This is a genomic window from Mitsuaria chitosanitabida ATCC BAA-476 = NBRC 102408, assembly GCF_001598255.1.
Classification (GTDB): Bacteria; Pseudomonadota; Gammaproteobacteria; order Burkholderiales; family Burkholderiaceae_C; genus Roseateles; species Roseateles chitosanitabidus.
Genome location: NZ_BCYP01000018.1, coordinates 161,906 through 173,832, shown reverse-complemented (window position 1 = coordinate 173,832; position 11,927 = coordinate 161,906). Strand labels below are relative to the sequence as shown.

Sequence of the window (11,927 nt, the reverse complement as noted above, 5' to 3'; positions counted from 1 at the left end):
GGCGAGGGCGACATGCGCCCATCACACGCGTGCGAGATCGGCCGCCAAGGCGTCCGTGGCGCGTCGGCGATCAGGCGCGCCGGCCGCCTCAGACCAGCGCGCGGCCGATCAGGATCTTCTGGACTTCCGAGGTGCCCTCGTAGATCTGCGTGACGCGGACGTCGCGGTAGATGCGCTCGACCGGGAAGTCGCTGACGTAGCCGTAGCCGCCGTGGATCTGGATCGCCGCGGAGCAGACCTTCTCCGCCATCTCGCTGGCGAAGAGCTTGGCCATCGCGGCCTCCTTCAGGCAGGGCAGGCCCGCGTCCTTCAACGACGCGGCATGCCAGATCAGCTGGCGCGCGGCCTCGATCTGCGTGGCCATGTCGGCCAGCTTGTGCTGCATGGCCTGGTGCTCGAAGATCGGCACGCCGAAGGCGACGCGCTCCTTGCTGTAGCGCAGCGCGGCCTCGAAGGCCGCGCGCGCCATGCCCACGGACTGCGACGCGATGCCGATGCGGCCGCCCTCCAGCCCCGACAGCGCGATCTTCAGGCCCTGCCCTTCCTCGCCCAGGCGATTGGCCACCGGGACGCGGCAGTTCTCGAAGAGGATCTGCGCCGTGTCGCTGGCGTGCTGCCCCATCTTGTCCTCGAGCCGCGCCACCACATAGCCCGGCGTGTTCGTCGGCACCAGGAAGGCGGAGATGCCCTTCTTGCCGGCCGCCTTGTCGGTCACCGCCATCACGATGGCGACGTCGCCGTTCTTGCCGCTGGTGATGAACTGCTTGACGCCGTTGAGCACGTACGCGTCGCCGTCCCGCACCGCCGTGGTCTTCAGGCCGCCGGCCTCGGAGCCCACATGCGGCTCGGTCAGGCAGAAGGCGCCCAGCATGTCGCCGCGCGCCAGCGGCTTGAGGAAGCGCTGCTTCTGGTCCTCGCTGGCGAAGGCCATCAGGATGCTGCACACCGGGCAGTTGTTGACGCTGACCACCGTGGAGGTCGCGCCGTCGCCGGCCGCGATCTCCTCCAGGATCAGCGCCAGCGACAGATAGTCCAGGCCCGCGCCGTCGTACTCGGTGGGCACGGCCACGCCGTAGCAGCCCAGCGCGGCCAGGCCCTTGAGCTCGGCGGCCGGGAACGCGTGGGACTTGTCCCAGGCCGCCGCCTTGGGCGCGATCTGGTCTTGCACGTAGGCGCGGATGGCGTCCTGGATGGCGCGATGGTCTTCGGAGAGCAGCATGGTCAGCTTCTGGCTTTGCAGCGGAGAGGGATCCGTGCGGGATCCCGGAACGTTGCCGGCGTTCGTGACGCCGGAAGGGATGGGATAGCGGAGCTCGGCCTGACGAAACGCGTCGAGATGATTCGATGCCCGCTGCCGGCGCGACCGCCTCCGCGGCCGTCACCGGGCGATCGGCCCGCCGTCTGACGCGGCGGGTCCCGATCGCTCACCAGGGCAGCGGCTTGCCGTCGTAATTGAAGAAGCCGCCGTTGTCGCCGGCCTTCAGGCCGTCCAGCGTGCCGCGCAGGCTGGCGGCGCTGGTCGCCACGTCGATGTCGGCCTCCTGGCCGCCCATGTCGGTCTTGACCCAGCCGGGATGCAGGCTGACGCAGATGGCGCGGCCGTCCAGCGTCAGCGCCACGTCCTTCATCACCGAGTTCACGGCCGCCTTCGACGCGCGGTACACCCAGCCCGCCGAGTTGGCGCGCAGCGTCAGCGAGCCCATCCGCGAGGACAGGATGCCGATGCGCGCGTCCGGCGCCAGCGCGTCCAGCAACTGCGGCAGGACCCGCATCGGACCGAGCACGTTGGTGTGCATCACGGCGTCGAAGTCGGCCGCGCTGGGCGGTTGCAGACCGATGGTCTTGGGACCGTAGAGCCCGGCCACGTACATGACGCGGTTGAACTGGAAGCCGTCCAGCTGCCAGGCCAGGCCGGCGATGCTGATCATGTCGGACACGTCCAGCTTGATCGCCGTCGCGCCCTGGGCGCGCAGCTTCTCCAGCGAGGCCTCGTCGCGCGCGGTGGCGACCACCGTGTCGCCGCGCTCGCGATGCTGCTTGACCAGCTCCAGGCCGATGCCGCGCGAGGCACCGATGATGAGGACTTGCGTCATCTGCTCTCGTTCCTCAGATCAGCTCGACGCCGACGGCGGTGGCTTCGCCGCCGCCGATGCACAGCGCCGCGACGCCGCGCTTGAGGCCGCGATGCTTGAGCGCGCCCAGCAGCGTGACGATGATGCGCGCGCCCGAGGCGCCGATCGGATGGCCCAGCGCCACGGCGCCGCCGTTGACGTTGACGATCTCGTGCGGCAGCTTGAACTCGGCCATCGCGGCCATGGTCACCGCGGCGAAGGCCTCGTTGACTTCCCACAGGTCGACGCTCTTGGCGTCCCAGTTGTTCTTCGCGAGCAGCTTCTGGATCGCGCCGACCGGGGCGGTCGTGAACCACTCCGGCGCGTTGGCGTGCACCGCCGTGCCGACGATGCGGGCGACCGGCTTGACGCCCAGCTTGTTGGCGGTGGACTCGCGCATCAGCACCATCGCGGCGGCGCCGTCGGAGATCGACGACGAGGTCGCGGCCGTGATCGAGCCGTCCTTCTTGAACGCGGGCTTGAGCGACGGGATCTTGTCCAGCTTGGCCTTGAAGGGCTGCTCGTCGCGCGAGATCACCGTGTCGCCGCTCTTGCCGGCGATGGTCACCGGGGCGATCTCCCAGGCGAAGCTCCCGTCCTCGTTGGCGCGCTTGCTGCGCTCGGTCGACGAGATCGCGAACTGGTCCTGCGCCTCACGCGTGAACGCGTACTTGTCGACGCACTGCTCGGCGAAGACGCCCATGGCCTTGCCGCGCTCGTAGGCGTCTTCCAGGCCGTCCAGCGCCATGTGGTCATACATCTGCGCGACGCCGTACTTCACGCCCTTGCGCGCGAACATCAGGTGCGGCGCGTTGGTCATGGATTCCATGCCGCCGGCCAACAGGATGTCGGCGCTCTCGGCCTTCAGCGTGTCGTGCGCGAACATGGTCGCGCGCATGCCGGCGCCGCACATCTTGGACAGCGTGACCGCGCCCACCGATTGCGGCAGGCCGGCCTTGAGCACCGCCTGGCGCGCCGGGGCCTGGCCCTGGCCGGCCATCAGGCAGTTGCCCATGAAGGCCTCGTTGATCGCGTCGGTCGGGATGCCGGCGCGCTCGACGGCGGCCTTGATCGCGACGGCGCCCAGTTCCCAGGCCGAGAGGCCGGCGAAGTCGCCCAGCAGGCCGCCGATCGGCGTGCGCGCGGCGGAGACGATGACGATGGAGTCGGACATGGGGTTCTCCTTCAATGAAGTCGTGGGGTCTCGTGTGAGGTCGGAAGCGAGGCCGTGATCGCGAGGGCGACGGGCCTCAATGGATGGGGAGCTCGCGATCCTGAGGCTCGGGCGGTTTCAGCGCGGGGACCGGATCGCGGACATGGAAGCGCTTGTGCGCGTCGTAGGGGAAGACGTCCTCGACGTGACCGGCCTGGATGCGCTGCTTGTGGCCCTGCCAGAAGGCCGGGTCGAGCAGGTCCGCGTGGTGCGCCATGAAGACGTCGCGCACGCCGGGATGGCCGAGCAGAAATGGGCCGAAGGTCTCCGGGAAGACGTCGTGCTTGCCGACCGGATACCAGACCTCGCCGGAGAGCTCGTCCTCCTCGTTGCGGGGCTCGGGCACCGCGCGGAAGTTGCAGTCGGTCAGGTACTCGATCTCGTCGTAGTCGTAGAACACGACCTTGCCATGACGCGTCACGCCGAAGTTCTTCCACAGCATGTCGCCCGGGAAGATGTTGGCCGCCACCAGGTCCTTGATCGCGTTGCCGTACTCGACCACCGCATGCGCCACCTGCGCCGGCGACGCCTCCTGCAGGTAGATGTTGAGCGGCACCATGCGGCGCTCGATGTACAGATGCTTGATGACCAGGTCGTCGCCGTTCTCCTCCAGCAGCGAGGGGCAGAAGTGACGCAGCTCGGCGATCAGCTCCTCCTCGAAGCGGTGACGGGGGAAGGCGACCTGGGTGTACTCCAGCGTGTCGGCCATGCGGCCGACGCGGTCGTGCTGCTTCACCAGCAGGTACTTGGACTGGATCTGCTCGCGCGAGGTGTCCTTCTGCGGCGGATAGAAATCCTTGATGACCTTGAAGACGAAGGGATAGGACGGGAGGTCGAAGACCAGCATCACCATGCCCTTGATGCCGGGCGCGATGCGGAACTTGTCGCTGCTGTGGCGCAGGTGGTTGAGGAAGTCCCGGTAGAAGAGATTCTTGCCCTGCTTCTGCAGGCCCAGCGCCGAGTAGATCTCCGAGCGCGGTTTGCGCGGCATCAGCGAGCGCAGGAACTGCACGTAGGCGCTGGGCACCTCCATCTCGACCAGGAAGTAGGCCCGCGCGAAGCTGAACAGCATCAGCAGGTCGTCCTCGCCGAAGAGCGCGGCGTCGATGAACAGCTGGCCGGGGGCCTTGGCCGGCGGCGCGTTGTTGTCGAGGACGGGGGCTTCCTTGTGCAGGATGGGCAGCGCGAACGGCGTCTCGGTGAAGCCGTTGATGATCTTGCCGACGATGTAGGCGCCCTTGTTCCGGAAGAACAGCGAGGACAGCACCTGCACCTGGAAGTTGGTGCGCCAGCGGAAAGAACCCAGCTCCGCGCCGATGGCTTCCAGCACCTTGTCCACGTCGCGCTGCAGGTCCTCGAACTCCAGCGCCAGCTGGAAGTTCCAGACGATGCGCATCAGCGTGTCGCGCAGCGTGTCCTGCGAGGGGTAGTAGCAGCGGTAGGTGGGCTGGGCGGCGGGCTCGTCGTTCTCGATGAACTCGGTCGAGATGGCCGGCCGCACGAAGATGAAATCGTTGTGGAAGTAGCTGTGGTGCAGGATGCGCGTCGTGACCGAATTGAAGAAGGTCTCGGCGAGCTCCGGCCGCAGGTGCCGGGTCAGCAGCCCGATGTAGTGCAGCTTGACCTGCTGCCAGACCTCGGTCGGCAGTTCGCTGGTCTTGTAGCGCTGCTCCAGCAGCGCGACCGCCTCGTCCACGCGCAGGTCGTAGAACTCGATGCGCTCGCGCTGGGCGCGCTGCTGGCCGTGCCAGTCGGCGCGCTCGAAGCGCTGCTTGGCGGTGGCCGAGGCGGCGCGGAACAGGCGGTAATGCTTGTCGAAACCCTCCAGCATGGCCTGCGCGATCTCGAACGCGCGGGGATCGTTGAGCTCGTGGGGGAACATCGCGGCCGCCGTTCCGGTGCGGGGGCTCAGCCGCCCTTGGCCGCCTCGTAGCGGCGGTGCAGCGCCTCCAGGGCGCGGCGGTAGGCGGGGCCCACGTCGTCATGACCGGAGGCGGTGACGCTCAGGTCCTTCAGCAGGCCGTTGTGCAGGCCGTAGACCCAGCCGTGCACGGCGACCGACTGGCCGCGCGCCCAGGCGTCCTGGACCACCGTCGTCTGGCAGGCGTTGCGGGCCTGCTCCAGCACGTTGAGCTCGCACAGCGCGTTGACGCGCTGGTCCGCCGGGAGCTGGTCCAGCCAGTCCTGATGGTGGTTGCGCACGTCCTGGACGTGGCGCAGCCAGTTGTCGACCAGCCCGACCCGCGAGTCCTCCAGCGCGGCGCGCACGCCGCCGCAGTTGCTGTGGCCCACGATGATGATGTGGCGCACCTGCAGCTGGTCCACCGCGAACTGCATGACGGACAGGCAGTTCAGGTCGGAATGGACGACGACGTTGGCGACGTTGCGGTGGACGAAGAGCTCACCCGGGAGCAGGTCCACCAGCTCGTTGGCGGGAACCCGGCTGTCGGCGCAGCCGATCCACAGGTATTGCGGGGTCTGCTGCTTCAGCAGGCGCGAGAAGAAACCGGGGGACTCTTGCTCAGTCTCCGCGGCCCAGCGCTTGTTGTTGTCCAGCAGGTCTTGCAGTTCGTTCGTGCTCATGGGGTGGCATTGTCGCGGCTGACGGGCGACACGTGCAGGTCGCCGGTCTTTCCCAGGGACGAAAGGATCACATCGTCTCGGCGAAGAGCTCCCGGCCGATCAGCATGCGGCGGATTTCCGACGTGCCCGCGCCGATTTCGTAGAGCTTCGCGTCACGCCACAGGCGACCCAGCGGGTACTCGTTGATGTAGCCGTTGCCGCCGAAGATCTGGATGCCTTCGCCGGCCATCCAGGTGGCCTTCTCGGCGCACCACAGGATCACCGAGGCGCAGTCCTTGCGCACCTGGCGCACGTGCGCGCCGTCCATCGCGTCCAGGTTCTTGCCCACCGTGTAGCAGAAGGCCCGGGCGGCCTGCAGCACCGTGTACATGTCGGCGACCTTGCCCTGGATCAGCTGGAATTCGCCGATGGACTGGCCGAACTGCTTGCGGTCGTGGATGTAGGGGACGACGTTGTCCATCACCGACTGCATGATCCCGATCGGACCGGCGGCCAGCACGGCGCGCTCGTAGTCCAGGCCCGACATCAGCACCTTCGTGCCGCCGCCGACGGTGCCGAGAATGTTCTCGGCCGGGACCTCGACGTCCTGGAACACCAGCTCGCCGGTGTGGCTGCCGCGCATGCCCAGCTTGTCCAGCTTCTGCGCGATCGAGAAGCCCTTCATGCCCTTCTCGATCAGGAAGGCGGTCATGCCGCGGGCGCCGAGCTCGGGTTCGGTCTTGGCGTAGACGACCAGCGTGTCCGCGTCGGGACCGTTGGTGATCCACATCTTGTTGCCGTTGAGGACGTAGTAGCCGCCCTTGTCCTCGGCCCGCAGCTTCATCGAGACCACGTCCGAGCCGGCGCCCGGCTCGCTCATGGCCAGCGCGCCGACGTGCTCGCCGCTGATCAGCTTGGGCAGGTACTTCTGCTTCTGCGCGGCGGAGCCGTTGCGCTTGATCTGGTTGACGCACAGGTTGCTGTGGGCGCCGTAGCTCAGGCCCACGGAGGCGCTGGCGCGGCTGATCTCTTCCATGGCCACCATGTGGGCCAGGTAGCCCATGTTGGCGCCGCCGTACTCCTCGGGCACGGTGATGCCCAGCACGCCCAGGTCGCCCATCTTGCGCCACAGGTCCATGGGGAACTGGTCGCTGCGGTCGATCTCCGCGGCTCGGGGGGCGATCTCGGCTTGGGCGAACTCGCGCACCGCGTCACGCAGCGCGTCGATGTCCTCGCCGAGGTGGAAGTTCAGACCGGGCAGGCTCATGGGATGTCTCCTCGACCACCTCCTCGGCGCGTCTGCGCGCGCCGTCGGGATGATTCGTCTTACGTTTACGTAAACGTCAACTACAGGTCGCGGACTATACCGCGTCAACTGCCGGGGCGGGCCCTTGCAGAAGTACGTAAGCACAGTCCCGCAAGCGCGGGACGCCCGGTGGGGCGTCCTTTGGATTGCGGATGACCGGCTCGGGCCGGACTCCTATGGTCCCGACCCGATGGCCGCGCCCGCGCGCCACGAGGAGGAAGCCATGCCCCCTGGCAGCGATGTCCCGCCCGCCCCGTCGATCGTCTGGCGGCTGTTCCTGTTTCTTCTTCAGTTCATCCCCGTGGTGGGCAAGCCGACGGTGGATCTGCTGACCAAGGACGCGGACCTGCGTTCGCGTCTTGGCGCCATCGTGGCGACGGTGGTGTTCCTGGCCGTGATCTATCCCTTCGCCCTGCTGCTGGCGGTGACGACGGCGATGCAGTCCGACTGGATGCCGGAGCGGCTGCGCCAGCGCGTGGCGCTCGAGGTGCGGCACGCCTTCGGCACGGACGAGCTGGCGCGCTCGCTGAACAAGAGCCTGGACTACTACCAGGTGGTGCAGTTCCATGGCGACATCGAGAAGTCCACCAACGTCCACATCAGCGTCAAGCCGTACCAGGAGATCTCGATCCAGCCGCTCGCGGTGCGGCTGTCGGCCGCCGATCCCCGCTCCTGCGACTACCCCGACCCGGAGATCCTTCGCAAGCACGACGTGCTGGAGGTGCTGGCCAACAACGTGGTGGTGCGGGGGATGCGGCAGCGCGACGACCCGCAATCGCGGCAGAAGGTCACCGCGGAACAGTGGGGAAAGATCGTCGCCGCGGGCCAGCAGGAGGAGGACGTCGAGCTGAGCATCGGGCTCGCGAACCGGATCGCCGACAAGGGCAATCCGCTGCACGCGCTGCACGACTGCGAGGGGCTGGTGGCCGACGTGGTCCTGGGGGTCGTGGTGCTGAAGGATTCGACGACTCCGATGCCGGCACCGGGCGCCACCACGACGGTGGCGGCGGCGGGAGCGCAGCCATGAGGCGCGCGACGCCCGGGGGCGCGCGGTCGATGCGCCTGCTCGCGGTGATCGGATGGGCGATGCTGGGCGGTGGCGCGCATGCGCAGGTCGTGCAGCACCGCGACGCGCCGACCCTGCCCGTCGAGCTGTTCGAGTTCCCCGGCAACCGCGTCAAGGTCTGGGTGGAGGCGACCGGCTCCCTCAAGACCACCGACATGCGGCCCGACGAAGGGGTGTCGATCCAGGACGCGCTCAAGCAGCTGCCCGCGATCGCGGATCTGGGCCGCAGGGAGCTGCTGCTGGTGAGCGGGGGCCGGGCGGGCAGCCGCACCGATCTGCCGGACGGTCTGCTGAAGTCCAACGGCCGGCTGTCGTCGTCCACCAACCTGACGAAGCTCCGCGGCAGCCCGGCGGAGGACTGCGCGTTGCGCCGGGCCGACCGCTATCGGCTGTCGGGCCTGCTGTGCGTGCGCAAGGACAGCGGGGCGGTCTCCATCGGGAAGGTGACGGCCGACATCGCCGGTCTGGCCGCCTGCGAGCACGCCATCCAGTCCGGCCCGCTGCTGGTGGAGGAAGGCAAGCCCGCGGTCTGCGATCGCGACCCCAGCGAGGTCCGCTCCACCTACAGCGTCTTCTGCACCCGGGCGGACGGCACGCTGGCCGTGGCGGTCGCGCGCAAGCCCGTGGCCATCGACGAGCTGGCGAAATGGCTGGCCGAGCCCCGCCCCGCAGGCGCCGACTGCCAGTCCGCGATGGCCCTGAACGTCGGCAAGGCCAGCGGCGCCGTGTACACGGGGCCCAAGTCCTTCCAGGTCGTCGCCAGAAAGCCGCGCTACAGCGGTCCGGGCACGGTGTCCGTGCCCTCCTTCGTCGTGATCCAGCCCTTGGGCAACTGAATCAGAGGAAGCGCTCGAGCAGCTTCCTCGAGTGCCGGTCCAGCCCGAAGCGGTCCGGCACCAGGAAGTGCAGGCCGTGGCTGCTCTGGATCAGCAGCCGGCCGTCGCCGATCCGCCGGATGTCCTCCTCGCTCTTGAGGATGAAGCTGGTAGGACCGCGGTCGGTCTCGACCGTCCATTGCGAGGGCGTGGAGAAGGTCGACACCGACAGCAGCTTGAGCACCGCGGGCGTCATCTCGCGATGGGCGAGTTCCTCGCCCAGCAGCGCGCGCTGCGCCTCCGGCAGATCGGTGATGCGGTCGATCCAGGCGATCTCGTGCCCGTCCGTGCCGACGATGGAGATGCCTTCGTCCGGCGCGCTCAGCGGATGCGCGCGGACCGCGCTGACGTTCTCATGGGTCAGGCCTTGCGCGTCGACCAGCACCAGCCGGCCGAAGGCGTTGCGCGCGAGGGAATGGATGTTGCTCATGCGGAAACCTCGGCGCGATCAGGCCTGCGTGGCCGTGTGGACATTGACGTTGGGCGCGACCACGACGACGCTGTCCTGCTCCTCGGCATCGACGCGGCGGGCCTGCGCCTCCCACAAGCGCCAGTAGGCGCCCTGCTTGGCGATCAGCTCGTCGTGCGGGCCGACCTCGACCACCTCGCCGCGGTCCATCACCACCAGGCGGTCGGCCTTGCGGAGCGTGGACAGGCGGTGGGCGATCGCGATGGTCGTGCGGCCGCGCACCAGGTTGTCCAGCGCCTTCTGGATCTCCTTCTCGGTCTCGGTGTCCACCGCCGAGGTGGCCTCGTCCATGATCAGGATGCGCGGGTCGATCAGCAGCGCGCGGGCGATCGAGATCCGCTGGCGCTCGCCGCCGGACAGGCCCTGGCCGCGCTCGCCCACCAGCGAGTCATAGCCCTGCGGCAGCCGCAGGATGAATTCATGCGCGTGCGCGGCGCGGGCCGCGGCGACGATTTCCTCGCGCGTCGCCTCGGGCTTGCCGTAGGCGATGTTCTCCGCGATCGTCCCGAAGAACAGGAAGGGCTCCTGCAGCACCAGGCCGATGTGGCGGCGGTAGTCCGACAGCTTGAAGCGGCGCAGGTCCACGCCGTCCAGCTTGATCGAACCCTCGGTCACGTCGTAGAAGCGGCAGATCAGGTTGACCATCGTGCTCTTGCCCGAGCCGCTGTGGCCGACCAGGCCGATCATCTCGCCCGGCTTGATCTCCAGGTTCAGATCGCGGATCACCGTCCGGTTCCCGTAACGGAAGCCGATGTCCTGCAGCGACAGGCCGCCCTCGACCTTGGCCAGCGTCACCGGCTGCGCCGGTTCCGGCACATTGGAGTGGTGGTCCAGGATGTCGAAGATGCGCTTGGCGCCGGAGGCGGCCTTCTGCGTCACCGACACGATGCGGCTCATCGAATCCAGCCGGCCGTAGAAGCGGCCGATGTAGGCGAGGAAGGCGGTCAGCGTACCGACCGTGATCTGCGAGTGCGCGATCAGCCAGATGCCGAAGGCCCAGACGACCAGCAGGCCGATCTCGGTCAGCAGCGAGACGCTGGGCGTGAACAGGCTCCAGGTCTTGTTCAGGCGGTCATTGACGACCAGGTTGTGCTTGTTGGCGGTGCGGAAGCGCTCGGCCTCGCGGCGCTCCTGGGCGAAGGCCTTCACCACGCGGATGCCGGGGATGGTGTCGGCCAGCACCGAGGTGACCTCGCCCCAGACGCGGTCGATCTTCTCGAAGCCGGTGCGCAGCTTGTCGCGCACCAGGTGGATCAGCCAGGCGATGAAGGGCAGCGGCACCAGCGTCGCCAGCGCCAGCCAGGCGTTGTTGGAGAACAGGATCACCGTGATCATCAGCAGCATCAGGCAATCGGTGATGAAGTCCAGCGCGTGCAGCGACAGGAAGACGCTGATGCGGTCGGTCTCCGAGCCGATGCGGCTCATCAGGTCGCCGGTGCGCTTGGAGCCGAAGTACTCCAGCGACAGGCCCAGCAGGTGATCGAAGGTCGCGGTGCGCAGGTCCGCGGCGATGCGTTCCGAGACCAGCGCCAGGATGTAGGTCTTGGCCCAGCCCAGGATCCAGGACACCAGCGCCGCGCCCAGCAGGCCGCTCAGGTAGAGCACCACCAGGCCGGTGTCGATCTGCTGCCCCTGCTGGAAGGGGATCAGCACCTTGTCCATCAGCGGCATGGTCAGGTAGGGCGAGACCAGGGTCGCGCCGGTCGCGCCCAGCATCAGCAGGAAGCCCAGCAACAACTGACCCTTGTAGGGCCCGGCGAAGCGCCACAGGCGCAGCAGCACCCAGGTCGACGGGGGGGTGTGCAGCTCGCGGGCGCAGCTCGGGCACTCCTCGCTGTCCTCGGGCAGCACGGCCTGGCAGCTGGGGCACAGCTCGGGCTCGGCCTCCTGGTCGTGCGCCGCCTCGTCGCGGCGGTTGAAGGCGTCCTGGAAGCGCTGCGCCTGCAGGTTGGCCTTCATCGTGAAGCGCCACTGGGCCAGCCGGCCCGAGGCGTTCACCAGTTCCAGCAGGCCCAGGCCGGCGTGGTCGGAGAGCGCCAGGCGCAGGTCCGGGGACAGGGGCCATTCCTGGAATTCCGCGTCATCCGCGGTCCGGGCACCGGCGTTGCCGGCAGGTCCCCAGGCCAGGAGGCGCTGGTCGGTGAGTTGCAGAGCGCCCGCGCGGAAGCGCAACTGGGTGTCAAGGTCAACCTCCAGCGTCGCCCGGACGTTCTCGCCACGCCGATGGCGTGATTCGAAGGCCTCGGCGGCCGACCCGGCCGGAACTGGCGAAACAGGATGTTGATGCTGCATGCGTGATTCTTCTGGCGATGTTTCGCCGGATTT

The 11,927-nt window shown here is 68.3% G+C and carries 10 protein-coding genes; 2 read left to right on the top strand and 8 right to left on the bottom strand.

Annotated features, from left to right (window positions below):
- Positions 1-88 precede the first annotated feature (88 nt).
- The 6 genes from MCHT01_RS11630 to MCHT01_RS11605 form a co-directional block, all read right to left on the bottom strand.
- The gene (locus tag MCHT01_RS11630; protein ID WP_067065496.1) at positions 89-1,219 is read right to left on the bottom strand and encodes an acyl-CoA dehydrogenase family protein; all 1,131 of its coding nucleotides are present in this window, start codon (positions 1,217-1,219) and stop codon (positions 89-91) included.
- A gap of 205 nt (positions 1,220-1,424) precedes the next feature.
- Positions 1,425-2,093, bottom strand: a complete 669-nt coding sequence (locus tag MCHT01_RS11625; protein ID WP_067065495.1) for an SDR family oxidoreductase — start codon at positions 2,091-2,093, stop codon at positions 1,425-1,427.
- Between the two features lie 13 nt (positions 2,094-2,106).
- Entirely contained in the window at positions 2,107-3,285 is a 1,179-nt protein-coding gene (locus MCHT01_RS11620) for an acetyl-CoA C-acyltransferase (RefSeq protein ID WP_067065494.1), read from the bottom strand.
- A gap of 76 nt (positions 3,286-3,361) precedes the next feature.
- Complete coding sequence (gene aceK, locus MCHT01_RS11615) at positions 3,362-5,206, bottom strand: bifunctional isocitrate dehydrogenase kinase/phosphatase (RefSeq protein WP_067065493.1); 1,845 nt, start codon at positions 5,204-5,206, stop codon at positions 3,362-3,364.
- Positions 5,207-5,232: 26 nt separating this feature from the next.
- On the bottom strand, positions 5,233-5,907 hold the full coding sequence (gene can, locus MCHT01_RS11610; RefSeq protein WP_067065492.1) for a carbonate dehydratase: 675 nt from the start codon (positions 5,905-5,907) through the stop codon (positions 5,233-5,235).
- Between the two features lie 67 nt (positions 5,908-5,974).
- Positions 5,975-7,153 (bottom strand): isovaleryl-CoA dehydrogenase, encoded by a 1,179-nt coding sequence (locus MCHT01_RS11605; RefSeq protein WP_067065491.1) that lies wholly within the window; start codon positions 7,151-7,153, stop codon positions 5,975-5,977.
- 262 nt (positions 7,154-7,415) lie between these two features.
- Here MCHT01_RS11605 and MCHT01_RS11600 point away from each other — a divergent pair, with 262 nt between their 5' ends.
- Both MCHT01_RS11600 and MCHT01_RS11595 read left to right on the top strand, forming a co-directional pair.
- Positions 7,416-8,219, top strand: coding sequence for a hypothetical protein (locus MCHT01_RS11600; protein WP_148661500.1), 804 nt, complete (start codon positions 7,416-7,418; stop codon positions 8,217-8,219).
- The gene (locus MCHT01_RS11595; protein ID WP_084452428.1) at positions 8,216-9,094 is read left to right on the top strand and encodes a phosphodiester glycosidase family protein; all 879 of its coding nucleotides are present in this window, start codon (positions 8,216-8,218) and stop codon (positions 9,092-9,094) included. The genes MCHT01_RS11600 and MCHT01_RS11595 overlap by 4 nt, the downstream gene beginning before the upstream one ends.
- A 1-nt stretch (position 9,095) precedes the next feature.
- Here MCHT01_RS11595 and MCHT01_RS11590 read toward each other — a convergent pair whose 3' ends face one another.
- Together MCHT01_RS11590 and MCHT01_RS11585 are read right to left on the bottom strand one after the other, a co-directional pair.
- Positions 9,096-9,563: a cyanophycin metabolism-associated DUF1854 family protein gene (locus MCHT01_RS11590; protein WP_067065488.1), complete on the bottom strand. Its 468-nt coding sequence runs from the start codon at positions 9,561-9,563 to the stop codon at positions 9,096-9,098.
- Between the two features lie 18 nt (positions 9,564-9,581).
- Entirely contained in the window at positions 9,582-11,894 is a 2,313-nt protein-coding gene (locus tag MCHT01_RS11585) for a cyanophycin metabolism-associated ABC transporter (protein ID WP_067065487.1), read from the bottom strand.
- Between the last annotated feature and the right edge of the window lie 33 nt (positions 11,895-11,927).

What these genes read in the sequence shown, in the direction of transcription:
- MCHT01_RS11595 (WP_084452428.1), top strand. Translation starts at nt 8,216, where the DNA reads ATGAGGCGCGCGACGCCCGGGGGCGCGCGGTCGATGCGCCTGCTCGCG.
- can (WP_067065492.1), bottom strand. Translation starts at nt 5,907, where the DNA reads ATGAGCACGAACGAACTGCAAGACCTGCTGGACAACAACAAGCGCTGG.
- MCHT01_RS11585 (WP_067065487.1), bottom strand. Translation starts at nt 11,894, where the DNA reads ATGCAGCATCAACATCCTGTTTCGCCAGTTCCGGCCGGGTCGGCCGCC.
- MCHT01_RS11605 (WP_067065491.1), bottom strand. Translation starts at nt 7,153, where the DNA reads ATGAGCCTGCCCGGTCTGAACTTCCACCTCGGCGAGGACATCGACGCG.
- MCHT01_RS11620 (WP_067065494.1), bottom strand. Translation starts at nt 3,285, where the DNA reads ATGTCCGACTCCATCGTCATCGTCTCCGCCGCGCGCACGCCGATCGGC.
- MCHT01_RS11600 (WP_148661500.1), top strand. Translation starts at nt 7,416, where the DNA reads ATGCCCCCTGGCAGCGATGTCCCGCCCGCCCCGTCGATCGTCTGGCGG.
- aceK (WP_067065493.1), bottom strand. Translation starts at nt 5,206, where the DNA reads ATGTTCCCCCACGAGCTCAACGATCCCCGCGCGTTCGAGATCGCGCAG.
- MCHT01_RS11630 (WP_067065496.1), bottom strand. Translation starts at nt 1,219, where the DNA reads ATGCTGCTCTCCGAAGACCATCGCGCCATCCAGGACGCCATCCGCGCC.
- MCHT01_RS11625 (WP_067065495.1), bottom strand. Translation starts at nt 2,093, where the DNA reads ATGACGCAAGTCCTCATCATCGGTGCCTCGCGCGGCATCGGCCTGGAG.
- MCHT01_RS11590 (WP_067065488.1), bottom strand. Translation starts at nt 9,563, where the DNA reads ATGAGCAACATCCATTCCCTCGCGCGCAACGCCTTCGGCCGGCTGGTG.